Source organism: Streptomyces sp. NPDC048523, from assembly GCF_043199815.1.
GTDB lineage: Bacteria > Actinomycetota > Actinomycetes > Streptomycetales > Streptomycetaceae > Streptomyces.
Window position 1 is genome coordinate 29,976 of the sequence record NZ_JBICWQ010000018.1, and the last position, 25,477, is coordinate 55,452.

The window sequence follows — 25,477 nt, forward strand, 5'->3', positions numbered from 1 at the left end:
CCGGGCATCCGTTCGAGTTCGGGCGGGTGTCGAGCCGGCCGGCGCCGGGGAAGCGCTCCTCGTCCCGATCGGCGGCACAGAGCGCGGCGAGATCCAGGTCACCGGCGGAGGTGTGGGGGGAATGGGAGGTACTGCCGGGCCGCCACGTCCGCTCGAGCGGACGTGGCGGCGGTGGGCCTGCCGGCGGTGTCACGCTCCGCCGGTGACCCGGATGGTCTGGCCGTTGATGTTGCCGTTGGCGCGCGAGCCGAGGAACACGATCGTGTTCGCCACGTCCTCGGGCACCGACAGGTGGCCCGAGGGGAGGGTCTTCGCCTTGGCCTCCAGTGCGGCGGCCGGGGCGATCCGGCGCACGTTCTCGGTCAGGGTCTGGCCAGGGGCGACCACGTTGACCAGGATGTTCTCCGGGGCGAGCTCCCAGGTCAGGCTCCGCGCGATGCCCAGCAGGCCGGCCTTGGCCGCGCCGTAGGCGGCGCCGCCGACCATGCCGTAGTCGGCCAGGCCCGAGGAGACCATGACGATGCGGCCCCACTCGCGGCCGCGCAGGAACGGCAGCGCCGCGGCGACCGTGTGGAAGGTCGCGTCGACGCTGGTGCGCAGGACTTCCTGCCACAGCTTCGGGTCGGCGTCCTCGAAGGCCGGCATCACCCGGCCGGGGCGCGGGATGCCCTCGGACCACACGACGGCGTTGCTGACCAGGACGTCGATGCCGCCCCAGGTGTCGGCGACGGTCTTGACCGCGTCCCGTATGACGGCCTCGTCGGTGAGGTCGTAACGGACCGTCAGGGTGTCGGCGGCGCCGGCCTCGCGGGCGAGCCGGGCGGTCTCCTGCGCGCCTTCCTTGTTGCTGTTGTACGTGATCGCGACGCGGGCGCCGTCCTTGCCGTAGGCGACGGCGGTCGCCCGGCCGATGCCCGAGGAAGCCCCGGTCACCAGCACGACCTTGTTACGGAGATCGGTCTCCATCAGTCACTCCAATTCAGCCAGATCGTGGGGTCGTTCGCCGTGCAGGCCCGGGGGTTCAGGCCTTCTTCGCCACGCCGGCCAGGGCGTGGGCCTCGGCGCCGAAGCCCTCGGGGTCGCCCTGCGGGCCGATGCGCCACAGCGGAACCGGGACCACGCCGGGCTCGATCAGCTCCAGTCCCTCGAACAGGTCCGTGACCTCCGCGGTGTCGCGCCAGTAGACCTCGCTGACGTTGCGCACGTAGGTCTCCTGGGCGGAGGCGGGGACCTCCTGCGGCGCCGGCTTGTTGTTCATGCCTGCGTGCGAGATGACGACGTAGCTGCCGGGGGCGAGCTTCGCGGTGAACTCGCGCAGCATGCCCTTCGGGTCGTCGGCGTCGCTGACGAAGTGGAGGACGGCGGCGAAGATCAGGGCGACGGGGCGGGAGAAGTCGATCAGTTCGATCTCCTTCGACGCGAAGATGTCGCCGGGCTTGCGCAGGTCGCCCAGCAGCGACGCGGCCTGCGGGTGGCCCGCGAGGATGGCCTTTCCGTGGGCCACGGCGACCGGGTCGATGTCCACGTACAGCACGCGGCTGTCGCCGTTGTTCTCGAGGGCGACCTCGTGCACGTTGCCCTCGGTGGGGATGCCGGAGCCGATGTCGAGGAACTGGTCGATGCCCAGGGCGGTCAGTTCCTTGACGGCGCGGCGCAGGAAGGCCCGGTTGGAGCGCAGGGTGCGTGGCAGCAGGGGGTTCTTGTCCGCGATGGACTTGGCGACCGCGACGTCGGCCGGGAAGTTGTGGGAGCCGCCGACCCAGTAGTCGTAGACGCGGGCGATGCTCGGCTTGTCGATGTCGACCTCGGGCGGTGCCCAGGAGGGACGGGTCACGGTTGTCTCCTTGTGGAAGCTGGCTCGAAGAGCGCAAGCGGGCGGATCGGGCGGTCAGCGCAGGCGCACCGGCAGGGAGGCGAGCCCGCGCAGGTTGAAGCTGGGCCGCCAGGACAGCTCGCCCTCGGGCTGGGCAAGGCTCAGCCCGGGGAAGCGGCGGAACAGCTCGCCGAGCACGATGCGGCCCTCGAGCCGGGCCAGGGGCGCGCCGATGCAGTGGTGGATGCCGTGGCCGAACGCCAGGTGCCCGGAGTTCTTGCGTGTGACGTCGACGCGGTCGGGGTCGGCGTAGCGCTTGGGGTCACGGCCGGCGGCGCTCAGCGAGATCGTGATGAACTCGCCCTTGGGGATCAGCACGTCGCCCAGCTGGATGGGCTCCAGGGTGAAACGCCAGGTGGCATTGGCCAGCGGCGCGTCGATGCGCAGGAACTCGTCGATCGCGCTGTCCCAGAGGCCGGGGTCGGCCTCCAGCAGGGCACGCTGGTCGGGATTGGTGAGCAGGGCCAGGGTGCCGGTGTTGAGCAGGTTGACCGTGGTCTCGTGGCCGGCGACGAGCAGGAGGAAGGCCATCGAGATGAGTTCCACCTCGTCGAGCTTCTCGCCCTCGTCGGTCGCCTCGATGAGCGCGCTCAGCATGTCGTCGGCCGGGTTCTCGCGCTTGTCGGCGATGAGGGCGCGCAGGTAGGCGACCATGTCCTGGCTGGCGTCGAGGGCTGCCTCGGTGCCCTGGCCGGAGGTGAGCAGGTTGGACCAGCGGCGGAACCGGTCGCGGTCCTGGGGCGGCACGCCGAGCAGCCAGCAGATCACGGTGAAGGGGACCGGGAAGCTGAGGGCGTCCATCAGGTCCGCCTCGTCCTGGCCCTCGATGGCGTCCAGGAGCTCGGTGACCAGTTCGGTGATCCGCGGGCGCAGCGCCTCGACCTGACGCATGGTGAACGCTTTGGCGACGAGCTTGCGCAGGCGCGTGTGGTCCGGCGGGTCGCTGTCCAGCATGGTGGTGCTCAGCTCGGTCGCGAACTGCTTGCGGGTTCCCCGCTGCGCCTGGAAGTGCGCCTGTTTCCCGGGATCCACGAAGTTCTGCGGGACCAGGCCGTAGCCGACGCGCATGTCCTTGCTCACCCGCGGGTCGGTCAGCAGCGCCTTGGCGTCCTCGTAGCGGGTCACCAGCCACGTCTTGAGGCCGTTGGGAGTGGCCACGAGGTGCGCGGGCGACTGCTCGCGCAACGGGGCGAGCGTGGGGTGCGGATTGCGTATGAAACCGGAGTCGAACAGCTCGAGCACGTTGCTCGTCGTCGCTGCGCTGGCCACGTGGCGCTCCCTCGTATGGCGGCAGATTTATGCGTTCGGTTGGCGAGCCATGGCTTTTCCTCGGAGCTCATTCAGCCACAGGGAAGGGGGAGTTCCCACCCCGGTCCAGGCCGCTTCGAGCCGGCTTCGAGTGGAATTCCAATCCCGGTTTCCCTTCATGGGAATTCCGTTTTCCGGATCCCGTGGAGGCAACGGCGGCAGCCCGCATTCCCGTGGGGGGTCAGTAACTCGCGAGAACCTTGTAGATCTCGAACGGGCGGTGCCGCTTCGTGTCACGGAACTCACGCAGGGGCGCCGTCTGGTCCTTGTGCTCCGCGCCGCGCTCCCACGTCTCGAAGGACGTCCAGCTGTCCCAGTGGCTCACCACGACGTAGCTGTCGGGACGGCCCAGCTCGTTCATGAGCTGGTTGCCCAGCAGGCCCGGGGTGCCGGCCATGCGGCGGCTGGCCTCGTGGTAGGCCGCGAGGACGTCCTCGCCCCGGTCGGAGAGGTGGTAGAGCACGACCTCCACGGCGGGGGTGGCTGTCATGCGGGCGCCCCGGAGAGGTTCGCGACGATGTCCATCGTCGTCATCGAGCCGCCGCTGCGGTACGGGTGCAGCTTGGTGCGGTGCTGAAGGTGGGTGTCGCTGGTCTCGAACTCGCGGAAACAAGGCTCGTCGACCCAGTCGCTGACGATGTAGTAGATGCCGTCCTCGCTGTCCGTCGTGCTCTTGGACAGCCACTGGCCGCGGTTGGCGGGGTGGCCGGTCACCGAGCTGCCCACTTCCTTCCACACGCGTTCGAACTCGGCTTCCATACCGGGCTTGATCTGCATGCGGAGCATGACCCGGAACGTCGCGTCGGACACGTCAGATGCCTCCGTCGACGTTGATGGTCTCGCCGGTGACGTACGCGGAAAGGCCGCTGAGCAGGAAGAGGACCGGCGCGGCCAGCTCCTGGACCGTACCCAGGCGGGCGAGCGCCGTCTTTTGGGAGTAGGTGGCGCGCAGACCCTCGGCGCGCTCGGCCGGCATGGTCTCGAAAGCCTCCGTCTCGATGACGCCGGGCGCGACGACGTTGACGCGGACGCCCTTGCCGCCGAGTTCCTTGGCCAGCGAGCGGGTCAGGCCGATCATCGCGGCCTTCGCGGCGGTGTAGTGGGCGCGCAGCGGGATACCGGCAGCGGCGCCGCGGGAGCCGATGTTGACGATCGAGCTGCCGGCGCCGAGCAGCGGCAGGGCCTGCTGGATGACCCGGTAGGCGGCGGTCAGGTTGGTGTCGATGACACGTGACCACTCCTCGGCCGGCAGCTCGGCGAACGGTATGTGGGTGATCGTGCCGGCGTTGTTGACGATGCCGTCGAGCCGCCCGTAGCGGTTCTTGGCCTCCTCGACGAGCCCGTCCACCTCGGCGATCTCGCCGACATCGGCGCGGACGACGTGGTGGTCGCCGCCGGTCTCCTTGAGCTCTCGGCGCAGGCTCTGGACGTATTCGCTCTCCTGGCGGTAGCAGGTGAGCACATCGGCGCCTGCGCGTGCGGCGGCCAGGACGATGCCCCGGCCGATGCCCCGGGTGCCTCCGGTGACGAGCAGCTTCTTGCCGTGCAGTGCGAGTTCCACGGTGTTTCCCCTCCTGTGGTGCGTCAGCGAACGTCAGCTCGCGTGGGCGGCGTGTGCGGCGGCCTCGAGCTTTTCCTTGATCAGGTTCATCTGGACCGCGGTGTTGCCGTTGATGCGGTCCGTCATGCCCGCGTCGTCGAGCGGGGCGCCGTCCTTCATGTGGAAGTCCTGGGTCCACTGCATCCGGACGCCGTCGTCCGTCTGGGTGTACTCCCAGTGGATGTTCATGTACTCGAACGGGCCGGTCTCCACGCGGTGGGCGCGGACGGTGCGGGTTGCCAGGTCGGTGGTGCGCTGGGAGACCCAGCTCCACACCTTGCCGTTCTCGTCGGGGTGCAGGGCGAGGCGGAAGGTGACGGTGGGGCCGTCCTGCTCCAGGATCTCGGCGAGGGCGTACTCGCTGAACAACTCGGTCCACGACGCGACGTCGTTGGTGCGCTCCCAGACCAGGTCCATGGGGGCGTCGATGACCACGGAGTTCTGGGTGTGACCGGCCATCAGACACGGACCTTTGCTCGTGCGGGGGTGAATTCGCTCATGACGTGGTGCCTTTCGCTTGTACGGGGCTCACTTGGTGTGGTCGGTGCGGTCCCCGGCCCCCACGATCAGAGCGGAGGCGAAGCCGCCGTGCCCGCGGGCCAGAACGACGGCGGTCCGGGGCGCGGTGTGCCGGGGGCGGTCGACGACCAGGTCGATGCCCAGCTCCGCGGCGGGCCGGCCGGCGCCGGCGGTGTGCGGGATGACACCGGCGCTCAGGCTGAGCAGGGCGGTCGCCACGTCCAGGGCAGCACCGCCCGCGTACAGCCGGCCGGTGAGGGTCTTGGGTGCGGTCACCGGTACCCGGCCGGCACCGAACACCTCGTTGATCGCGGCGGCTTCGGCGCGGTCGAGGTCCGCGACGCCGGCGGCGTCGGCGAAGACGACGTCCACGGCGTCGGCCGTGATCCCGGCGTCCGCGAGGGCCCGCCGGGTCACCGCGGCGAGCACGGGCGGCCGCTGGGAACCGGCGGGTGGGTCGAACCCGGCGGCGTAGCCGAGGATCCGGCCGTAGGGCGAAGCGCCTCGCCGGCGGGCACCCTCTTCCGTCTCCACGACCAGGATGGCGCCGCCTTCGCCGGGTACGTAGCCGCGGGCGGCCTCGTCGAAGGGCAGGTAGGCGCGGGTCGGGTCGTCCTCGGTGGACAGCGCGCCGGTGGACAGCTGGGCGGTCAGGCCGTACGGGCACAGCGAGGCGTCCGAACCACCGGACAGGACCAGCCGGGAGCCGGTGTCCAGCAGCCGCCGGGACTGGCCCAGCGCGTCCAGAGCGCCGGCCTGCTCGGTGCAGATGACCCCGCAGGGGCCGCGCATGCCGTGACGGATGGAGACCTGGCCGGTGGTCGCCGCGTAGAACCAGGCGATCGACTGGTAGGCGCCGACCCAGGCCGGTCCCCGCTGGTACAGGCTCTCCATCTCGTGCTGGCCGAACTCGGTGCCGCCGGACGAGCTCGCGGTGACGACGGCCATCTCGTACTCGGGCAGCTGTGCCGGGTCGGCGCCCGCGTCGGCGAGCGCGGCCTCCGCGGCTGCGAGAGCGACGTGCGTGTAGCGGTCGGTCTGCATGATGAGGCGGCTGGGAACGTGGTCAGCGGCGTCGAAGCCCGGCACCTCCCCCGCCACCTTGACCGGGTACGAGGTCGGGTCGAAGCGGGTGATGCGGCCCAGGCCGCTCTTGCCGGCCAGCACGGACTCCCAGTGCCGGCGGACTCCGATGCCGGTGGGGGCGACCACGCCGAGGCCGGTGACGACCGCGGGGCGCCGTCGCCCCTCGGGTATGCCGAGCGCGCTCATGCCGCCTCCCTTGCGGTCCCGGCGCCGGGGCGGCCGAGAATCATGGCGCTCTGGAAGCCGCCGAACCCGCTGCCGACGCTGAGCACGTGGTCCATGCGGTGCTCCCGGGCGGTCACCGGCACGTAGTCGAGGTCGCACTGGGGGTCGGGGACCGACAGGTTCGCCGTCGGCGGCACCACCTGGTGACGCAGTGCCAAGGCGCACGCGGCCACCTCCAGCGAGCCGATCGCACCCAGCGAGTGGCCGATCATCGACTTGATGGAGCTGACCGGAACGTCGTAGGCGCGTTGTCCCAGGCTCCGCTTGAACGCGGCCGTCTCGTGCCGGTCGTTCTGCTTGGTGCCCGAGCCGTGCGCGTTGATGTAGTCGATGTCCTGCGGGTCGAGGTGTGCGCGGTTCAGGGCGACGCGGATGGCTTCGGCCATCTCGCGGCCCTCGGGCTTGAGTCCCGTCATGTGGAACGCGTTGGAGCGGTTGGCGAAGCCGACCACCTCTGCGTAGACGGTGGCGCCCCGGCGGCGGGCCGACTCGGCGTCCTCGATCACCATGACCGCGGCGCCCTCGCCGAGGACGAAGCCGTCGCGGCGGCCGTCGAAGGGCCGGGAAGCCGCGGCGGGGTCGCCGTGGGTGTGGGGCGTCGTCGCCTTGATGGCGTCGAAGCAGGCGGCGGTGATCGGCGACAGCGGGGCGTCGGTGGCGCCCGCGATGACGCTGTCGGCGGTGCCTTCCTCGATGAGCTGGACGCCGTGGGCGACCGCGTCCAGGCCGGACGTGCAGCCGGTGGAGATCAGTGCGACCGGGCCCTGCGCCCCTGCCTGCCAGGCGACCTCGGCCGCCAGGGTGCTGGGGACCATGTAGCCGTACAGGTGCGGGACGCCGTAGCTGTGGTCGACGAGCCAGTTCTTGCCGCCGTCCGACAGGACCGCGTACTCGTCCTCCAGACCGGTGGTGCAGCCGACGGCGCTGCCGATGCTGACGCCGATGCGGCCCGGGTCCCCGGCTGCGAGGTCGATGCCGCTGTCCTCGATGGCCTCGCGGGCGGCGACGACCGCGAACTGGGCGGCCCGGTCCATCCGCCGGATTTCCTGGTTGCTCAGGCCCGCGGCCACCGGGTCGAAGTCGCACTCGGCGGCGACCCGGGAGCGGAAGGTGGACGCGTCGAACAGGGTGATCTCCCGGGTGGCCGTGCGGCCGTTGGACAGCAGGTCCCAGTAGGCGTCCCGGCCGATGCCGCCGGGGGCGACTGCGCCGACCCCGGTGATGACGGCACGACGGCTCATCGGGCCCCTCCTACGTCCGGGTTGGCGCCGCCCTCGACGAGCGGGGTCTCGGTGTCGACGTGGCCGAGCTCGGGGCGCGGCGCCAGCGGGGACAGGTGGAACACCACCTGTGCCGGTTCCTGGCCGGCGTTGGCCAGGCGGTGGCGGACGCCGATCGGGACGAGCAGGGAGTCGCCCGGACCGATGCGTACCGGCTCCCCGTCGAGGCTGATCTCCAGATCGCCGGAAACGACGTGCAGGAACTCCTCGGAGTAGGGGTGCAGGTGCTCGGTGACGTACTCCCCCGGTGACAGGCGCAGCGTCCCGCCGAAGCCGGACGTGCAGCCGACGGTGCGCGGGCTGAGGGTGATGCGGATGTCGCCGCCGCGTTTGCGGTTGGAGGCGACGTCCTCGAGGTTGACCTTGGTGGTGTTCGCCGCTGTGGTCATCGGGTACCGCCCAGGGTCGGACCGGACGGCCGGGTGGTGACGGGACCGTCCTGGGGGGTATAGGTGTAGAACGGCACGGCCATCGCGTCGCGCGGCTCACGCCAGTTCGGGTCGTAGGGGGAGATGAACTCCTGCAGGCGGGTGTTGATGTCGTTGTACAGCGGGTGGCTGCGCGCCTTGTACAGGTTGGGGCCGATGTCCTGTTCGGCCTCGACGAGGTGGAAGTACAGGTCGTGGAAGGCGAACAGGGTCCGCCTGGAGACGCCCACCATGTGCGGCAGGTCGGTGCTGTCCGAGTCCGCGAAGACCTTGGCGACGCCCTCGGCGTCGGCGAGGTTCATCCGCGCCACGATCAGTGTGCGGTGCACGTTGCCCTCCTGGCTTCTTCGGTCGTGACCCCACCCTGGCGGGGGGCTCTCGAAGCTGTCTTGAAGCGCTCTGGACCGGCGGCCTGCGCGGTCACAGCCGCAGGTCGATCCGGTACTCGGTCAGCCAGGTCTCGAGCTGCAGCACCATCTCCATGCTGGCCCGCTCGACCCAGGCGAAGGCGCCCTGCGGGGAGCTGCCGGCGGTCAGTGCCTCGGCCGTCGCCGAGGTGTCGAGCAGCGCAGCGACGGCGGCGTTGCGGTCGGTGGCCAGTTCGGTGAACCGGCACCGCACGAAGTCCCCGTAGGCCGCTTCCTGGGTGGTGGGGTACGCGCTCTTCTTGCGCTGCAGCACGGCATCGGGGAGCAGGTCGGCGACCGCGGAGCGCAGCAGGCTCTTCTCGACGCCGTCGACGCGCTTCAGGGCGGCCGGCACGTTGTAGACGTACTCGACCAGCGCCCGGTCGCAGAACGGCGGCCGCAGCTGCACGCCGTGGGCCATGCTCATGCGGTCCGCGCGGTCGAGGTGGGTGGGTGCCCAGCGGGTGAGGGCGAGGTAGGTGACCTCGCGGGCCCGGCGCTCGGCGGGGGTGTCGCCGTCGATGTGCGGGACCTCGGTGAGGGCGTCGCGGTAGTGCTGGTCGGCGTAGCCGATGAAGTCGAGCTCCTTGCGCAGCCCGCGGTCGACCATGGAGGTGCCCAGGCCGCCCGCGGCGGCGTCGTGGCCGCGCTCGAAGGAGACCCACGGGAACGTCTGCGAGTTGCTGTGCTGCGGGTCGTAGGCCCAGAAGTAGCCGTTGAAGACCTCGTCGGCGGTCTCGCCGGAGAGTACGGCCGCCATGCCCTGCGCGCGCAGGGCGGCGAAGAACTGGATGAGGGAGACGTCCATGTCGCCGAGCGGGGACGGGGCGTCCTGCACGCGCAGGGAGGCGGCGTGCACCTGGGGGTCCGTGAGCGCGGCCGTGTCGAGGAGGATCTCGGTGTGCCGTGAGCCGATGTGCTGCGAGGCGAGCGCCGCGAAGGGTGCGTCCGGCGTGGAGCGCATCGTGGGGTGCGGCTGGAAGTTCTCGGTGTAGCCGGTGAAGTTCACCGAGAAGCTGCGCAGCGGGCCGGCGCGGTCGGCCGCGAGCGTCCGGTGGGCGAGCGCCGTCAGGGCGCTGGAGTCGATGCCGCCGGAGAGCATCGCGCCCACCGGCACGTCGGCGTGCAGGTGGGAGGCGACCGCGTCGGCGAGCAGGCCTCGGACGGTGGTGACGGTGTCTTCGAGGCTGTCGGTGTGCTGCCGCGCGGGCAGCGACCAGTAGCGCCTGTCGTGGCTGCCCGGGCGGCGTACGACCAGGACGTGGCCGGGGATGACCTCGCGCATGCCGCGGTAGACGGCCGTGCCGGGCTTGCGGCTGTGCGCGAACAGCTCGCGCAGGCCGTCGGCGTCCACGACCGGTTCCACGTCGGGGTGGGCGAGGATCGCCTTGGCCTCGGAGCCGAAGATGACGCCGGTGGGGGTCGGGTAGTAGCTGAGCGGCTTGACGCCGAGACGGTCGCGGGCCAGCAGGAGTTCCTGGCCGCGCACGTCCCACAGGGCGATCGCGAAGAGGCCCTCCAGGTGGGTGAGGAAGTCGGTGCCCCACTCCAGGTAGGCGTGCAGGGCGGTCTCGCCGTCGCCGCCGCCGGTGAACCGGTGGCCCCTGGCGGCCAGTTCGGTGCGCAGTTCGGTGTGGTTGGTGATGGCCCCGTCGAGGGTGAGGACCGCGACGGTGGTGCCGCCTTCGGTGGTGTGGGCGACAGGCTGTTTGCCGGACTCCGTCACGTCCAGGAGGGCCAGGCGCCGGTGGGCGAGAGCGGCGTGGCCCTCGGCCCAGGTTCCCTGGCCGTCCGGGCCGCGGTGGGCGAGGGTGGCCGCCATGGCCTCGACGACGCTGGCCTGCGGGGACAGGTCCCGCTCGAAGTCGACCCAGCCGGCGATTGCGCTCATCGGGAGGTCCTCTCATTCACGGCGAGTTCGGTGGTGTCGCCGGTGTCGGTGGCGGTGGCGTGCGTGACGGCGACGAGGGCGAGCGGGATGCCGGTGACGGCGGCGCGGAAGTCGTCCAAGGTGGGCGTGGGCCCGTCGGCCACGACGATGCCGAGGCGGCGCTGGGCGGCTTCGGCGCCGTAGTGCTCGTACAGCTCCAGGTATCCGCGGGCGGTCGTCTCGGAATCGGTGACCAGTTCGAAGCGGGCTGCGGTGCGCTTTCCGTTCCAGGTGAGCTCGCCGTCGGCCGGTGCCTGGAAGTTGTGGCGCCAGGAGCTGCCGGTGGCGAGGTGGAGGGCGCCGCCGAGGCGGTGGACGCCCGCGGGCACGGTGTAGGCGCGGCCGGTGCGGCGGCCGGTGAAATGCAGCAGGGCGAGGTGGGCCGCGACCGGGCCGGGGTCGGGCCTGGAGAGGATCGCGATCATGCGGGCGTTGGCGGCGGCGCGGTCCTCCTCGCCGGGCAGCGTGCGGGTGATGCGTGCACCGGGCGCCGTCATCTGCCCGATGGCGGTCATGACAGCACCACCGCCGCGGCGGTCAGGACGCAGCCGGCGACGGCGAAGCAGGTGCGCAGCAGGTGCCAGTCGCGCCACTGGGTCCGCGGGTCGTCCCAGTCGGGGCCGATGTCCTGCGGCTGTGTCTTCTTGACCCGGTTGTTGATGGGGACGTTGCGGGTCTGGGAGACGATGGCGACGCCGGTCATGGCGAGCGCCGCGGCGATGAACAGCACGCGCGGCGCGGTCTCGGCGGCGCGCACGGCGAACGCCGCGTCGACGACGACGGAGCCGGACACGATGAACGGCATGATCCGGTCGTAGCGTTTGCCGAGCAGCTTGTGCGTGTCGACATAGCGGTCGGGGGTCATCGCGATCAGGGCGGGCATGACGCTGATCGCCACGGCGAACAGCACTCCCGCCACCAGTCCGGTGCCCAGCAGCACCAGCACACTCAGGGTTTGCACCACGGCCCGAGGCCTCCCGTTCCACACGGATCGTCAACAGCGGTACGGCGACGGTGCCAGTGAGGCCTCGCGTCCCGCTCGAACGGTCTTGGCGGGGCACGTCCGGGCCGCCGCGGCGGGGGGCGCGTGCGCAGCCCGAGCGGCCCTCTAGCCGGGCCCTGTTCGCTGGCCGGGAGTGTCCGGAACCGCATCGGGACGGAAAACGGCATCGAGACAAGGGAGCACATCCGGTGGCGGAGCAAACCGACGTACTGATCGTGGGCGGCAGCATGGTGGGCCTGGCCCAGGCGCTGTTCCTCGCCCAGCAGGGCATCCGGCCGGTGCTCGTCGAGCGGCACGCGCACATCTCTGCGCACCCGCGAGCCCAGGCAGCCAGCCCCCGCACCATGGAGCTGATGCGTGCGCTGGGCCTGGAGCAGAAGGTGCGCAGGCAGGAGAATCCGCACGCGCAGTACGGCGACATCCTGCAGGTGGAATCGCTCACGGGGGCCGAACTGGGCCGCTTCGACGGGCCCTTCCGGCACGACCCGAACGAGGTCAGCACCACCGGCTGGACCCTGATCGGCCAGGACCGCTTCGAGCCGGTCCTGCGCGCGAGGGCCGAGGAACTGGGCGCGGACATCCGTTTCGCCACCGAGCTGGTGGGCTACGAGCAGGACGCCGAGGGGGTCACCGCGGTGCTGCGGGACCTGCGGCACGGCACCGAGACCACGGTCCGCGCGAAGTACCTCGTCGCGGCGGACGGGTTCCGCAGCCCGGTCCGTGAGGGGCTGGGCATCGGCACGCACGGCCAGGGCGTCTTCGGACGCCAGATGAACGTCATCTTCCATGCGGCGCTCGACGAATACGTCGCCGACCGCGAGTTCTTCCTCTGCTTCGTCAGCAACGACAAGGTCAAGGGTGTGCTGGGGCGCCTCGACGACGCGGACCGCTGGGTGCTGGCGCCGAGCCTGCCGCCCCAGGAGACCCACGCCGAGTACGGCGAGGAGGACTGCATCGAGATGGTGCGGGCCGCGGTCGGCGTGCCGGACCTGGACGTGGCGGTGGAGTCGAGCAGCAGCTGGGAGATCGCGGCGCGGATCGCCGACCGCTTCCGCTCGGGCCGGGTGCTGCTGGCCGGTGACGCAGCCCATGTCATGCCGCCCACCGGCGGTTTCGGCGGCAACATGGGTGTGCAGGACGCGCACAACCTGGCGTGGAAGCTGGCGCTGGTGCTGCGCGGGCAGGCCGGTTCCCGCCTGCTGGACACCTACGAGGAGGAGCGGGTCCCGGTCGCCGAGTTCACCGTCGAGCAGGGGGTGATCCGCTACCTGCAGCGCAGCGGCCTGGACGAGGAGGTCGCGGCCCGGCACCGGCCGGAGACCACCGTGCTGTTCGGCCACGTCTACCGTTCGGGCGCGGTGCTGTCGGAGCCGGGTGGGGACGACGGCGCCCCGGTGGAGGACCCTACGCAGCCCTCGGGCCGTCCGGGCACCCGGGCCCCGCACGTCGAGCTGTGCTCCGGCGGCACCAACAGCCCGCTGCACGACCTGCTGACGGGCGGCTGGCGGTTGCTGGCCGGACCGGACAGCGGCCTGTGGGAGCGGGCCGTGGGCGGCGTGTCCCGGCTCACCGGCCTGGACATCGCCTTCCACCGGGTCGGCGGTGAAGAGCCGGCCGGGGTGGTCGAGGAGTTCCTCAAGAAGTACGGGATCACCGCCTCGGGCGCCGCGCTGGTCCGCCCGGACGGGTTCCTGGCGTGGCGCGCCGCCGAGCAGCCCGCGGATCCGGCGGTCGAGCTGTCGGCGGTGGTGCACCGGTTGCTGTCGCGCACGCTCTGAGAGCGCCGCCACCACGACTCGGCGCGCCCTACCCGGTCGGGTAGGGCGCGCCGAGTCGTGGTGAGCCTTTGAGCCGGTCAGTCCAGGGCGAGGATCCCGCGCAGCAGGCCGGTCACGGTCTGGGCGACGTCCCCCTGGGGGCCGGTGCGGCAACGCCAGGCGACGAAGCCGTCGGGGCGGACGAGGACCGCGCCGCCCTCGCCGATGCCGTAGCGCTCCTTGAAGGTGTCCTCGGTGTCGGCGTAGTCGCCGCCCTCGCCGATGCCGCGGACGGTCACCACCAGGTCGAGGTCGCGGCCGGCCTGGGTGGCGGCGGCCCAGCGCGCGGCGGGTCCGGCGGTCAGCAGGGTGAAGCCGACCGGGAAGAGGTCGACAGTGGAGAACGGGCCGTGGTCACCGGTGACGACGACGTGCGGGGCGCGCGAGCCGGGCCGGCCGCTGGGCTTGTCCGGGTTCTCGGTGACGGTCCACAGCTGCGGGTCCTCCCCGGCGAACGCGCCCGCCGGGTAGGCGTATCCGAAGGTCATCGTGGTCTCGTCGACCAGGTCCTTGGCGACGTCCTGGAACTGCTTGCCCTCGCGGACGGCGAAGCGCAGCATCGCCTGACGCACCGTCTCCTCGGCAACCGGGCGGCGCTCACAGTCGTACGTGGCCAGCAGGTCCTGCCCGGCCTTGCCGCTCAGCACCAGGGCGAGCTTCCAGGCCAGGTTGTAGGCGTCCTGGATACCGGTACTGGCGCCGAAGGCTCCGGTGGGCGGCATGACGTGCGCGGCGTCGCCGGCGACGAGGAAGCGGCCGCGGACGAACGTGTCGGCGACGCGCGCAGAGATGTCCCAGGCCGGCATGTCGACCGACTCGATCGTCAGCGGCAGGTCGGGGACGCCGACCGCGGCGCGGACCAGTTCGACGCAGCGCTCGGGGGTGAAGTCCTCGGCGCTCTGCCCCTTGTCCGGGAAGAAGGAGACGTTGATGACCCACTTGCGGTCGTTGTCGATCGGGATGATCGTGCCGCGCACGTCGGGGTTGTTGACGTAGGCGGCGATGATCTTGCGGCCGCGCAGCGGCTCGGTCAGGTCCGCGTCGAAGAAGAAGCTGACCAGGTTGGTGATGGTGCCGCGGCCGTGGGCGCCGATGCCCAGCAGCTCGCGGAGCGGGCTGCGGCTGCCGTCGGCGCCGATCACGTACTCGGCGCGCAGCTGGGAGCTCTCGCCGGTGCCGGCGTTGGTGAGGGTGGCCCTCACGCCGTCGGCGTCCTCGGTGACGGCGTCGAGGCGGGTGTGGAAGCGCAGGTCGACGCCGGCCTCCTCGGCCCGCTTGCGCAGAATGGGCTCGAGCTGGTTCTGGTCGATGAGGGTCCACTGCGCGGGGCTGATCCGGCTGATGTCCTCGATGGAGGCGTTGGGCATGCGGACCCGCTCGTCGCCGGCGAGGGTCTCCACGTGCACGAGGTCGGTGTTGCCGGAGATCGGCGAACGTCCGGCCCGGACGCGTTCCTCCATGCCGACGGCGCGGTAGAGCTCCATCGTGCGCGGGTTGATGGCGCGGGCCTTGGGGTGGGTGGAGGTGGCGGGGTGGCGCTCCACCAGCGTCGCCTTCACCCCGTGGTGGGCGAGGAACACGGCGGCGGACAGGCCCGTGAGGCCGCCGCCGACGATGAGAACGGGCACCTTCTCCTGGCTCATGGTGATTCCTTGGGTGGTCGGGACGGGCGGCTCCGTGTGGCCGGTCATCGGGTCGCGGTCACCAGCGTGTGCGTGCCGAGCAGCGGCTCTGTGGTGATGGCGGTGAATGCGGCCCGGCGCAGCCAGGCGCTGACGTCGCCGGTCCGGTATTCGGAGCCGTCGGGGCTGACCAGGCGCATGTGGAGGCTGGACAGCAGGCGCTCGGCGTTGCGGCGCTCGTCGTCGATCATCCGGTCGTAGACGAGGATCTGCCCGCCGGGGTTGAGGGACGCGTGGACGCGGCGCAGCAGTTCCTGGCGCCGGTCGGTGTCGAAGCCGTGCAGGATGTGGCCGAGCACGATGACGTCGGCGTTGGGGATGTCGTCCGTGAAGAAGTCGCCGCCGGTGAACTCGATGCGGCCGTCCAGGCCGAGACGGGCGGTGTGCTCGGTGAACAGGGGGCGGGTGCGTTCGAGGTCGAACACCCCGGCCTTCAGGTGCGGGTGCTCCTTGACCAGGACCGACGCGAGATTGCCGCGGGCGCCGCCGAGGTCGACGAAGGAGGAGTGGCGGCTCCAGTCGATCCGGCCGGCGATCTCGATGCCCATCCGGTCGCTGTAGGCGTCAAGGCCGGCGAAGAAGCGCTTCATCTTCTGCGGGTCCTGGTGCTTGTCGCCCACGAAGCCGCCCTTGTCGGGGTCGAGGTGCTGGGGGGTACCGGTGGTCAGTGCCTCGGTGAGCCGTCCCCAGGTGCTGTACAGGGTCTCGTTGGTCAGTTCGACGAAACCGCCGAGGTAGGTGGGGGTGCCGGGCACGAGGTAGGCCCGGGCCAGCGGCGCGTTGGCGTACTGGTCCCCGCTGCGCTCCAGCAGCCCGAGGCCCGCGAGCGCGTCGAGGAAGTCGGGGGCCATGCGCGGGTGCAGGCCGGTCGCGGCAACGATGTGGTCCGCTCCCTGCGGCCCTTCGGCGAGTGCGCCGAACACCCCGAGCGTCACCGCGCTGTGCAGCACCTTGGCCGCGCAGTCCGCGATGGTCAGCTTGATCAGCGGACCGGGGTCGACCGCCGCGGCCGTCGTACGGTCATCGGTCGTTGTCACGCGAGCCTCCTAGCAAGCCATGGGGACCGCTACGGTCCCGCCCCGACAATGGCCCGGGGGCATGGAGTCCCGCTCGAACCGGCCTGAAGCGGATCTGACGGCGCCACGGACACGGGGAGGGCTGCCCTCCCGCCGGGGAACACGGGGTGGGAGGGCAGCCCTTCGGCCATGGATCACACGCGGGGGATTCGTGCGATCAGGCCGCTCGGGGGCTACTCGCCGGCCGGGGCGATGTCGGCGACGGGATCGGTCTGCGTGCCGTCGTCGTGGTGGCGGCGGGAGCGGAGCTTGAGGTTCTTCATGGACAGGGTGAGGAGGAGGCCGAGCACGAGGAGGGGCACCGCCGTGCGGAAGACGGGGGTGAGCGCGGCGGCGTAGGACTCCTCGACGGCGCTGCGCACCGGTTGGGCGAGGGAGTTCAGGACCGGCTGCGAGGAGAGCGAGTCGTGGTCGACGCCCGTGAGGGCGCCGGCGGGGACGCGCGCGGCGAGCTCGCCGGTGAGCCGGTGGGAGAAGACCGCGGCGAAGAGCGAGATGCCGATCGAGGTGCCGAAGGAGCGTCCGAAGGTCACGGTGGCGGAAGCGGCGCCCAGGTCCCGGGCAGGCGCGGTGTTCTGGGCGGCCTGCGTGAAGACCTGGGCGGACAGGCCCGAGGCGAGGCCGAAGACCACCATGTAGAGGACGGCCACGGTGCGCGGGGTGTCGGCGTCCAGGGTGGACAGCAGCAGGGCGCCGACGATGCCGAGGGCCATGCTCAGGACGGGGAAGGTCTTGTACGTGCCGGTCCTGGCGATGACCTTGCCGGCGACGGCGGAGGCGAGCACGAGGCCGAGCATCATCGGCACCAGGACGAAACCGGAGGTGGTGGGGTCGGCTCCGGTGACGACCTGGACGTACAGGGCCAGGAAGTTGACGGAGCCGGTGAAGACGGCGCCGCAGACGATGGCGGCGAGCAGCGAGAGGGTGAAGGTGGAGTCCTTGAACAGGCGCAGGGGCACGATCGGTTCGGCGGCGGTGGTCTCGGCCCTGACGAACAGGCCCAGGCACAGCAGCGTGGCGAGGCCGAGGCCGAGGATCTGCGGGGAGGCCCAGGAGTACTCGACGCCGCCCCATGAGGTGAGGAGCGTCAGCGCGACGATGCCGGCGCAGAGGGTGATGATGCCGGCGTAGTCGAGCCGGGAGGCGCGGATCTTGCGCGGCAGGTGCAGGTACTTGGTGAACAGGGTGACCGCGGCCGTGCCGAGGGGCAGGTTGACCAGGAAGACCCAGTGCCAGCTGAGCACGTCGGTGAGGACGCCGCCGACGGCGGGGCCGGCCAGCGAGGCACCGGCGAAGACCATGCCGAACATGCCGTAGTAGGTGGCGGCTTCACGCGGGGTGAGCAGTTCGCCGATGGTGGCCAGGACGGAGACGAAGATGCCTCCGGCGCCCGCGCCCTGCAGGGCGCGGAAGACGATCAGCTGCTCCATTGAGCCGGCCGCGGCCGAGAGGGCGGAGCCGGCCAGGAACAGGGTCAGCGCGGACAGGAGGGTGGCCTTGCGGCCGAAGAGGTCGCCGAGCTTGCCGTAGATCGGCGTGGTCGCACTGCTGGCGAGGACGTAGGCGATGGTCACCCACGCGAAGAGCCCGATGCCGTGGAGGTCGCCCGCGATGCGGGGCAGGGCGGTGGTGACGATCTGTGTGTCCAGGACGGCCAGGAACGCGGAGAGCATGCACGCGAAGAGGACCGGTGTGGTTCTGGTGCCGCAGGGGCCGGATCCTGGGGTCACCTGGGCAGCGGGAGCGGACAAGGCGGGACCGCCTTTCGGGGTCGGTCGGGATCCCCCCTTTGCACCGGCCGCCTGGGTGGCGGGCGGTGCTGTCTTGGCTACCGGGCCCCGAAAGGGGCTTAGGGGATGGTCACGTGTGGTCTGTGGGGGAAGGTGCGGCCGGACCCGGCCGGGCGGGTGGCCGGGCCGCACAGGGCGAGCGTGCCGGACCGGGCGGTGATGCCCGGGATTTCGGCAGGACGCCACGCCCTCTCCCCAATTACATGCATGTTATCAAGCAATTGGGTGTACGGCCACACCTAATAGGGGCCGCCGCCCCTTCGCCCGTTACGTGAGGACGGGCCGGGCGGGGTCCCCGGTGCCGGCCCAGGCGGCCAGGGCCGAACGCAGGCCCTTTGCGACCTCGGCGGGCGAGGCGTCCTTGTCGGCGGCCCAGGCGACATAGCCGTCGGGGCGGACGAGCACACCGGCGAGCTCGGGCTCCTGCGCGCACTCGGCCACGACGTGCCGCACGCGGCCGGCCCAGGCCTGCCCCGCTCCCCACTCCTCGTAGACCTCGGAGATCTCCGGGCGGCCGCCCAGGTCCAGCAGGGCGAAGGTGGCGCGGTGCAGGAGCTTGGGCAGGGTGAGGGTGGCGTCCGCGGTCTCCAGCGTCAGGTCGCGGGCGAAGTCGCCGAGCAGCCGGTGCCCGGGGCCCTGCAGGTCGTAGCGGACCCCGACACCGCTGAGCATCTCGGCGATGTGGCGGTTGACCTGATCCTTGGTCATCAGCTCCTGGAAGAGTTCGCGCAGCTGCGTGACGTACGGGTCGGGGTTCATCAGCGCGATCTGCGCGCGGGTGTTGGCCAGCACGTTGCGGGCCGGCGCCTGGCGCTCCGTGTCGTACGTGTCGAGCAGGCCCTGCGGCGCCCAGCCGTTGATCTCCGCAGCCAGCTTCCAGCCGAGGTTGAGGACGTCCTGCAGGCCGAGGTTGACACCCTGGCCGCCGACGGGGAAGTGCGTGTGCGCGGCGTCACCGGCCAGGAAGATGCGCCCCTCGCGATAGCGCTCGGCCTGGCAGGCGGAGTCGGTGAACCACGACAGCCAGCGCGGCTCGCCGGCGCCGAGGTCGTCGCCCCAGATCTCACGCAGGCTGTCGGTGAACTCCTCCAGCGTCAGCTCGGTGCCCGCCTCCTTGCCCTTCTGGAAGTCGAAGGTGGCGACGCGGTGGTACTTATCGTCGAGCGGGACGCAGAAGAGCAGGCCGCGCTCGGTGCGCTCCATGCCCATCGGCGCCTTCTCGCGGTCGGCGAGGACGACATCGGCCAGGCGCGCGGTGACGCGGCCGCCGGTGCCGGGGAAGCCGATGCCCGCGGACCTGCGGACCAGGCTGCGGCCGCCGTCGGTGCCGACGACATAGCGGCCGCGCAGCGTGTAGGAGCCCTCGGGGCCGGTGACGTCGACCTCGGCGCCGTCCGCATCCTGGCGGACGGCGCTCACCTCGTGGCCGCGGCGGACCGGAACACCGAGTTCCTGCGCCCGCTCCTCGAGCAGGCGCTCGGTGCGGGTCTGCTCGGACAGCAGCGCGTAGTTGTGGGCGCTGTCGAGCAGGGAGAAGTCGACCCAGACGTCGAGTCCGGCGAAGTGGCCGTTGTTCCACGAGCGGGCGCCGTCACGGAAGCGCTCCACCAGGCCGCGGCGGTCGAGCGACTCCAGCGAACGGGCGTGCAGACCGAAGGCCTTGGAGTGGGGGGTCCGCTCGGCGAGGCGCTCCAGGACGACCGGCTCGGCGCGGGAGATGCGCAGTTCGGAGGCGAGCAGCATGCCCACCGGGCCTCCGCCGACGATGAGGACGTCGAAATCGAAGTCCTTGGTGTTCGGCATTGCAGTCCTTCCAGGGGATGAGAGTGGATCGACGGGTAATTATGTGCGTGTCATCATGCAATAAAATGCTGGCGCGCACATGCCGGATGTCTACGATTGCCGCGCCTAGGATGTCTGCCATGGAACCTTCGACCACCAGGCGCAGGGGCGGGCAGCGCTCGGCTGCGCACGGTCCGCTCGCCGCCGCCGATCCGCTGGATGCGGTGGGCCCGGCGTTCTCCCGGCTGCGCCGCGCCGCTGCGCTGAACGTGGCGAAACCGGTGTCCCGCAAGGACATGAGCCGGACCCTGGTGCTCAACATCGTGGAAGAGGGACCGGAGCAGGACGGCCAGGAGATCACCGTCGGAGTCGTCGCAGAGCGGCTGGCCGTGGACCCTTCCGTGGCCAGCCGCATGGTCACCGACTGCATCTCCGCGGGCTATCTGATCCGCGCCGCGTCCCAGCAGGACGGCCGGCGCACGATCCTGCAGCTGACCGGCGAGGGGCTGCAGATGCTGGCGGCCTTCCGGCGTCACCAGCGGGCGGCGTTCGAGTTCATCACCCGGGACTGGCCCAAGGACGAACGCCTGCAGTTCGCCCGGCTGCTGATCAAGTACGTCGACTCGGTGGCCGCAGCGCGCGACGCGCCGGCCGGCGGGTGAGCGCCCGCCCCTCATCCCTCAGCGCGCCAGAATCCGGCGCAGCGCCGCGATGAGCGCCGCGCCCTGCTCGCCGGCCGGCACACCGCCCGGGCAGCGCCAGGCGACGATCCCGTCCGGGCGCACCAGGACGGCCCCGTCGGCGGGTACGCCGTAGGCGGCGTTCCAGCGGCCCTCCGGATCGGCCAGTGCCCCGCCGTCCCGGACGGTCGCGGCGATGCGGTGGAAGGTGAGGTCCGCGCCGACCTCGGCGGCCGCCGCCTCGGCCGCCCGGGCCCAGGAACCGCCGTCCTGACCGGCCATCAGCACGAAACCGGTACCGAACAGGTCGAGTGTGGGCAGCGGGGCACCGCCCCGCTGCAGCACCACGTACGGGGCGCGGGTGCCGGGCTCGCCCCGCAGGGTGCGCGGGTCGGAGGTCAGCGGCAGCCGCGCCGCCCCCGTCTCGGGGACGAACGCGCCGGAGCGGTAGGCCTGGCCCATGGTCACGGTCATCGCGTCGTCGGTGGCGGCCCGCTGTTCCTCGGTCGCGGTGCCCGAGCGCACGGCCAGCTGCAGCGAGCCCTGCTGAGCGGTGTACAGGCCGACCGGCCGGCGCTCTTCCTGATAGGTGTTCAGCAGGCCGGCGCCCGCGGTTCCCTCGAGTACCAGGGCCAGCTTCCAGGCCAGGTTGAAGGCGTCGGCGATGCCGGTGTTGGCCCCGTAGCCGCCGGTGGGCGGGATCTGGTGCGCGGCGTCGCCCGCGAGCAGCACCCGGCCCTCGGCGAAGCGCTCGGCCACCAGCTCGGCCATGTCCCACGGGAAACGGGAGCGCACGGTGACCTCGACCGTGTCCCAGCCGATGGCCGCGCGGACGAGTTCGGCGCACCGGGCGTCGGTGAAGTCCTGAAGGCTCTCGCCCCGGTCCGGGTCGTAGCCGACGATCAGCGTGCCCTCGGTGAGGGTGTCGTCGTGCACCAGGATGCCGGTGACCGTGTCGTTCTTGACGTGGACGACGCTGTAGCGGCGCTCGCCCAGGACCGCTGCGAAGTCCGCGCCGAAGGCGATGCTGACGTGCCGTGAGAGCACCCCGCGGCCCTGGCGCGGGATGCCGAGCGCCTCGCGCACCGTGCTGCGCGGGCCGTCCGCGGCCACCAGGTAGTCGGCGCGCACCGTGCTCTGGTCGCCGTTGGGGCCCTTCAGGACGGCACTGACGCCGTCGTCGTCCTGCGTGAAGGAGACCAGCTCGGTGCCGAACCGCAGGTCGGCGCCCAGTTTTTCGGCCCGCGCCCGCAGCAGGGGCTCCAGCCGGTCCTGCGGAAGCAGCAGCAGCCTGGAGGGGGTCAGGTCGGCGAGGTCGTCGCCGCCCTGGAGTTCCTCCTTGCTGAAGAGCACCTCACCGGCCAGCGAGACCACCCCGGCGCGCGTCTTGTGCTTCTCGAAACCGGACGCGGCGCTCTTGGCCGCCTCCTCCACACCCACCGTGCGCAGCAGCTCGGCGGTGCGCGGGTAGTAGCCGACGGCGCGCGGGTGGACGGAGGTGGCGGGGTGGCGTTCGACCATGACGCAGGGCACGTTGTGATGCGCGAGGAACAGCGCCGTCGACAGGCCGACGAGACTCCCGCCGGCGATCAGTACACGTGTGCTGCTGGTACTCACAAGGAACCCCTCTCGCGGATGCCGGTCTGTGCCGGATCGTGGCAGCGGCCACTGGATCCCGGCTCGAACGGGACTCGCGCTGTCAGCAGGGGACGCAATACGTCGACCAGGAACTGTCCGCGCGAAAACCGAGGCGGCGGTTGAGGGCGACGATCGGGGTGTTGTGCACGTCGTTGAAGGCCTGCACCAGCGCCAGGTGCTCGTTTTCGCGGGCGGCCCGGGACAGCACGTCGGCCTTGAGCCAGGTGCCGAGGCCGCGGCGGCGCCGGCCGGCGAGGACGAGCGTCTCCCCCGTGTCCGCCATCGGGCTGTCCCGCACCAGAAGCGTGGCGTACCCGCAGACCTCGCCGCTGTCCTCGGCGACGGCGGCGCTCACGTACTGCCGGTGACCGGCCCGGGCGGCCTCGGCCTCGCGGGAGCGCACGTCCTCGGCGGTGGCCCGGCGCACCCCCGCCCGGCCGTTGACGGGTGCGTCCAGGGTCTGCCAGGCGCGGGCGTAGGAGTCGACCAGCTCCTGCGGGCAGCCATCCCGCCAGTGCACCATGCGGTAGCCGGTGACCGCCCGGTCGGCCAGGTCGGTCAGGCCGGCCCGGGCCGGGCCGCGCACCAGGAGACGGTTGCGCAGATGGGTGCCGCAGTGCTCGGCCCCGTGGGCGGCGGCGAACGCCTCGGCGGCCGGCGTGTGCGGGGCGTCGATCAGGAGCCGGCCGCGGCCGCGGCGGCGGAGCTCGGCGCGGGCGGCATCCACCAGGGCCGCGCCCACACCGCGGCGCCGGAAGGAGGGGAAGACCCACAGCGACCCGTGGCCCGAGCCGCCGGGCTCGCCCTCGTCAAGGCCCAGCTTGACGCACCCGGCCGGCCGGCCGCCGTCGAAGGCGGCCAGGACGATCCGGTCGGCGCCGTGCCGGCGCTGGAACAACCGGGCCAGCAGGGCGGCCGTGACCGGCGGATCGCCGGGCAGTTCCAGGCTCATCGTCTCCTGGAACCCGGGCAGGAGCAGCGAGATCGTCGCCGGGTCGTCGCCGTCGAGGTTACGGATGTCCATGGCTTCCTTCTGTGGGCTTCAGGGGGTGCGGGGGCTACCGGAGCGCGGGCGACGCAAGGCAGGCAGCCCGGGTACGGCGCCGCACCGCCGCACCCGGCCACCGACGGAGAGCAGGGCTTTGCCCGCCCGGCCGAAATTCCGTCGTCATCGTCCTGGCTCCGCTGTCCGGCCGGGCTCAGGGCGGATGCTCTGCGCGTGCCGGAAGAAGTCGTCGGGGTCGTAGTGGTGCTTGACCGCGCGCAGCCGGGGGGCGTTCTCGGCGAAGTGGTCGCTCTCCCAGTCGTCGCCGATGCGGGAGGCGGGGAAATTGATGTAGGAGCCGGTGGCCAGCGGGGCGAGCGCGGCATCGCACCGGTCGGCCCATTCCTGCAGGGCGGCGGGCCCGCGTGCGGCTTCCTCCGCGTCACGCGTGGCTATCTGATAGCCCATCAGGAACGCCGCGTCGCGGTGCACGTACGCCGTCTCGGTGCGGCCGACCCGGTTGGCGGCCCCGCCCAGGGCGATGCACAGCAGATAGTGCTCGCCGTCCAGGTCCGGGTCCCATGCCTTGAGCAGGGTCTGCGCCTCGGCGCGGGTGACGGCCCGGCCGGTGAGCCGGTAGGCCTGCCGGGTGTAGGGGTGGCGGTGGCCGACCGCCTCGGGATGGGTGCCGGTGCGGTGGCACTGCTGCACGGTCTTCGACCCGCACAGCGCCTCGTGCATGACGTCGGCGTACGGGCCTTGGGCGCCGCTCTCGCGGTGCACGGGCTTGGTGCCGGTGCGCTCGGTGAGCTCGTCCAGGGCCCGCTCGAGGTCCTCGGGTGCGCCCAGGTGCACGCCCCACGCCTTCACCACCGGCCGCCCCCCGGGCCCGAACATGCCGGGCAGCACGACCAGGGAGGTGCCGAGGTCGTCGCTGCCCTGCGCCGCCCATGCCTGCCAGGCCGCCAGCACGTCGGCGGCGTCCTCGTACGACCACAGCGTCTCGAAGGAGGTCAGCCGGGGCGCGTCGACGGGCAGCAGTTCGAAGTCGGTGACGATGCCGAACGTACCGCCGCCTCCCCCGCGCAGCGCCCAGTACAGGTCCGGGTGCTGCCCGGCCGAGACACGCACGATGCTGCCGTCGGCCAGCACGACGCGGGCGGAGACGATCCGGTCGCTTCCCACCCCGAACCGGCGGGTCTGCCAGCCCAGTCCACCGCCGGTGAGGAAGCCGCCCTGGCCGACCGTCGGGAAGGTGCCGGTGATGATCTGGCGGCCCAGCGGCCTGAGCCGGTCCAGGGCGTCCAGGGACTGGACGCCGGCGCCGAGGCGCACGGTGCCGGCGTCGACGGCGACCTGGTTCATCCGCGACAGGTCGATCACCAGGCCCTCACCGGTGGACCAGCCGTTGAAGCTGTGGCCGCCGCTGCGCACATGGACGCGGACGCCGGCGTCTTGGGCGTGCCGGACGCAGGCCAGCACGTCCTTGGCCGTGTGGCAGTAGGCGACGGCAGCGGGGGTGACGCTGTCGTACTCGGTGTTCTGCAGCTGCGTGGCAAGCCCGTACCCCGGATCCGACGGGAGAACGAGCTCACCTTCGAGGCGATCGCGCAGCATGGCGGGTCCTTCCTGCGTGACGTGCCGGCGGGGGTGACGACGGCGGTGCATTGGGCCGGCGTGCCGGGCGGACTACTTGTCGATGCCGAACTTGCGGGCGACGACCTTGGAGCCCTCGTGGCCGCGCAGCAGTTCACCGGTGGGCGAGTAGAAGTTGGCGCCGCCGGTGCCCTCCCAGCAGCCGTCGGAGACGAACTCGCCCTCGACGAAGACGTGCGCCTCACCGACGTGCAGGCCCTCGGGGCTGACGGCGAGGATGTGGAAGTTGTAGTGGAAGGAGTCCTTGCCGGTGGACTCCCAGTTGCCCAGTCCGATGTTCTTGGCGTTCACCTGGTAGCAGGTGACGCCGCCGTCACCGGTGAAGGACGCCAGTCCGAACACGGACTTGCCGTCGTCCTCGAGCTCCGTGGTCCAGGTTCCGACCAGCCGCGCATCGGTCATGGCGCATCTCTCCTGACAGGGTTCGTTACGTGTGGATGTCCGCCGCTACGCTCCCGCCCCCGCCTGGAGCGGTGCTTGAACGGCTCTGCAGCGGGGGCGTGCGGGCAGCTCAACCGGACTGCCACGTCCCGGCGGCCGGGTGCGGGTTGTGGTGCGGGCGGTGCCAGACGGTGGCCGCCGTCTCCTGGCCCGCCCCCGTGTCCCGGCCCGCGGCGGCGTGCCGGGACAGCAGCACGGTGAGCACCGCGGTGAGGGCGGCCGTCTCCTGCGCCGTGGGGGTGCCGCCCGTGATCCGCCACAGGGGCACGGT

Annotated in this window: 25 protein-coding genes; 2 read left to right on the plus strand and 23 right to left on the minus strand. The window is 71.7% G+C overall.

Annotated elements, in window-relative coordinates; genetic code table 11:
- Window positions 1–189 precede the first annotated feature (189 nt).
- The 14 genes from ACGFWE_RS42465 to ACGFWE_RS42530 form a co-directional block, all read right to left on the minus strand.
- Window positions 190–966, minus strand: coding sequence for an SDR family oxidoreductase (locus tag ACGFWE_RS42465; protein ID WP_352392303.1), 777 nt, complete (start codon window positions 964–966; stop codon window positions 190–192).
- Window positions 967–1,021: 55 nt separating this feature from the next.
- The gene (locus tag ACGFWE_RS42470) at window positions 1,022–1,834 is read right to left on the minus strand and encodes an SAM-dependent methyltransferase (protein ID WP_352392302.1); all 813 of its coding nucleotides are present in this window, start codon (window positions 1,832–1,834) and stop codon (window positions 1,022–1,024) included.
- Window positions 1,835–1,888: 54 nt separating this feature from the next.
- Window positions 1,889–3,142, minus strand: a complete 1,254-nt coding sequence (locus ACGFWE_RS42475) for a cytochrome P450 (RefSeq protein ID WP_393605919.1) — start codon at window positions 3,140–3,142, stop codon at window positions 1,889–1,891.
- Window positions 3,143–3,362: 220 nt separating this feature from the next.
- Entirely contained in the window at window positions 3,363–3,671 is a 309-nt protein-coding gene (locus ACGFWE_RS42480) for an antibiotic biosynthesis monooxygenase (protein ID WP_352392300.1), read from the minus strand.
- Window positions 3,668–3,991: an antibiotic biosynthesis monooxygenase family protein gene (locus ACGFWE_RS42485; RefSeq protein WP_393605921.1), complete on the minus strand. Its 324-nt coding sequence runs from the start codon at window positions 3,989–3,991 to the stop codon at window positions 3,668–3,670. The genes ACGFWE_RS42480 and ACGFWE_RS42485 overlap by 4 nt, the downstream gene beginning before the upstream one ends.
- Window position 3,992: 1 nt before the next feature.
- On the minus strand, window positions 3,993–4,742 hold the full coding sequence (locus ACGFWE_RS42490; RefSeq protein ID WP_352392299.1) for an SDR family NAD(P)-dependent oxidoreductase: 750 nt from the start codon (window positions 4,740–4,742) through the stop codon (window positions 3,993–3,995).
- Between the two features lie 33 nt (window positions 4,743–4,775).
- Entirely contained in the window at window positions 4,776–5,240 is a 465-nt protein-coding gene (locus ACGFWE_RS42495) for an SRPBCC family protein (RefSeq protein WP_352392298.1), read from the minus strand.
- Between the two features lie 69 nt (window positions 5,241–5,309).
- Window positions 5,310–6,572, minus strand: coding sequence for a ketosynthase chain-length factor (locus ACGFWE_RS42500; RefSeq protein WP_393605924.1), 1,263 nt, complete (start codon window positions 6,570–6,572; stop codon window positions 5,310–5,312).
- Window positions 6,569–7,852 carry a beta-ketoacyl-[acyl-carrier-protein] synthase family protein gene (locus ACGFWE_RS42505; RefSeq protein WP_352392296.1) on the minus strand — a complete coding sequence of 428 codons (1,284 nt, stop codon included), beginning with the start codon at window positions 7,850–7,852 and terminating at the stop codon, window positions 6,569–6,571. Before ACGFWE_RS42505 ends, ACGFWE_RS42500 begins: the two co-directional genes overlap by 4 nt.
- Window positions 7,849–8,280: a cupin domain-containing protein gene (locus ACGFWE_RS42510; protein WP_352392295.1), complete on the minus strand. Its 432-nt coding sequence runs from the start codon at window positions 8,278–8,280 to the stop codon at window positions 7,849–7,851. Before ACGFWE_RS42510 ends, ACGFWE_RS42505 begins: the two co-directional genes overlap by 4 nt.
- Entirely contained in the window at window positions 8,277–8,648 is a 372-nt protein-coding gene (locus ACGFWE_RS42515) for a TcmI family type II polyketide cyclase (protein WP_352392294.1), read from the minus strand. Before ACGFWE_RS42515 ends, ACGFWE_RS42510 begins: the two co-directional genes overlap by 4 nt.
- A gap of 91 nt (window positions 8,649–8,739) precedes the next feature.
- Complete coding sequence (gene asnB, locus ACGFWE_RS42520; protein ID WP_393605927.1) at window positions 8,740–10,617, minus strand: asparagine synthase (glutamine-hydrolyzing); 1,878 nt, start codon at window positions 10,615–10,617, stop codon at window positions 8,740–8,742.
- Window positions 10,614–11,171 carry a hypothetical protein gene (locus tag ACGFWE_RS42525; RefSeq protein ID WP_393605929.1) on the minus strand — a complete coding sequence of 186 codons (558 nt, stop codon included), beginning with the start codon at window positions 11,169–11,171 and terminating at the stop codon, window positions 10,614–10,616. Before ACGFWE_RS42525 ends, asnB begins: the two co-directional genes overlap by 4 nt.
- Window positions 11,168–11,620, minus strand: a complete 453-nt coding sequence (locus ACGFWE_RS42530; protein ID WP_352392291.1) for a DUF1772 domain-containing protein — start codon at window positions 11,618–11,620, stop codon at window positions 11,168–11,170. Before ACGFWE_RS42530 ends, ACGFWE_RS42525 begins: the two co-directional genes overlap by 4 nt.
- A 227-nt stretch (window positions 11,621–11,847) precedes the next feature.
- On the opposite strand from ACGFWE_RS42530, the gene ACGFWE_RS42535 reads away from it, so the two are divergent.
- Entirely contained in the window at window positions 11,848–13,437 is a 1,590-nt protein-coding gene (locus tag ACGFWE_RS42535; protein ID WP_352392290.1) for an FAD-dependent monooxygenase, read from the plus strand.
- 77 nt (window positions 13,438–13,514) lie between these two features.
- Here ACGFWE_RS42535 and ACGFWE_RS42540 read toward each other — a convergent pair whose 3' ends face one another.
- From ACGFWE_RS42540 to ACGFWE_RS42555, 4 genes are all read right to left on the minus strand, one after another.
- Window positions 13,515–15,119 (minus strand): FAD-dependent oxidoreductase, encoded by a 1,605-nt coding sequence (locus ACGFWE_RS42540; RefSeq protein WP_393605931.1) that lies wholly within the window; start codon window positions 15,117–15,119, stop codon window positions 13,515–13,517.
- Between the two features lie 44 nt (window positions 15,120–15,163).
- On the minus strand, window positions 15,164–16,195 hold the full coding sequence (locus ACGFWE_RS42545; RefSeq protein WP_352392227.1) for a methyltransferase: 1,032 nt from the start codon (window positions 16,193–16,195) through the stop codon (window positions 15,164–15,166).
- 212 nt (window positions 16,196–16,407) lie between these two features.
- A complete protein-coding gene (locus ACGFWE_RS42550) occupies window positions 16,408–17,964 on the minus strand; it encodes an MDR family MFS transporter (RefSeq protein ID WP_393605965.1) in 1,557 nt (518 codons plus the stop codon).
- Window positions 17,965–18,291: 327 nt separating this feature from the next.
- Window positions 18,292–19,827 (minus strand): FAD-dependent monooxygenase, encoded by a 1,536-nt coding sequence (locus ACGFWE_RS42555; protein ID WP_393605933.1) that lies wholly within the window; start codon window positions 19,825–19,827, stop codon window positions 18,292–18,294.
- 119 nt (window positions 19,828–19,946) lie between these two features.
- Here ACGFWE_RS42555 and ACGFWE_RS42560 point away from each other — a divergent pair, with 119 nt between their 5' ends.
- Window positions 19,947–20,468, plus strand: a complete 522-nt coding sequence (locus tag ACGFWE_RS42560; protein ID WP_393605935.1) for a MarR family winged helix-turn-helix transcriptional regulator — start codon at window positions 19,947–19,949, stop codon at window positions 20,466–20,468.
- An 18-nt stretch (window positions 20,469–20,486) separates the two neighbouring features.
- Here ACGFWE_RS42560 and ACGFWE_RS42565 read toward each other — a convergent pair whose 3' ends face one another.
- From ACGFWE_RS42565 to ACGFWE_RS42585, 5 genes are all read right to left on the minus strand, one after another.
- The gene (locus tag ACGFWE_RS42565) at window positions 20,487–22,103 is read right to left on the minus strand and encodes an FAD-dependent oxidoreductase (protein WP_393605937.1); all 1,617 of its coding nucleotides are present in this window, start codon (window positions 22,101–22,103) and stop codon (window positions 20,487–20,489) included.
- Between the two features lie 82 nt (window positions 22,104–22,185).
- Complete coding sequence (locus tag ACGFWE_RS42570) at window positions 22,186–23,148, minus strand: GNAT family N-acetyltransferase (RefSeq protein ID WP_393605939.1); 963 nt, start codon at window positions 23,146–23,148, stop codon at window positions 22,186–22,188.
- A 144-nt stretch (window positions 23,149–23,292) separates the two neighbouring features.
- On the minus strand, window positions 23,293–24,726 hold the full coding sequence (locus tag ACGFWE_RS42575; protein ID WP_393605941.1) for an FAD-binding oxidoreductase: 1,434 nt from the start codon (window positions 24,724–24,726) through the stop codon (window positions 23,293–23,295).
- 72 nt (window positions 24,727–24,798) lie between these two features.
- On the minus strand, window positions 24,799–25,167 hold the full coding sequence (locus ACGFWE_RS42580; RefSeq protein ID WP_352392234.1) for a hypothetical protein: 369 nt from the start codon (window positions 25,165–25,167) through the stop codon (window positions 24,799–24,801).
- Between the two features lie 109 nt (window positions 25,168–25,276).
- Complete coding sequence (locus ACGFWE_RS42585) at window positions 25,277–25,474, minus strand: acyl-CoA carboxylase subunit epsilon (RefSeq protein ID WP_393605943.1); 198 nt, start codon at window positions 25,472–25,474, stop codon at window positions 25,277–25,279.
- Between the last annotated feature and the right edge of the window lie 3 nt (window positions 25,475–25,477).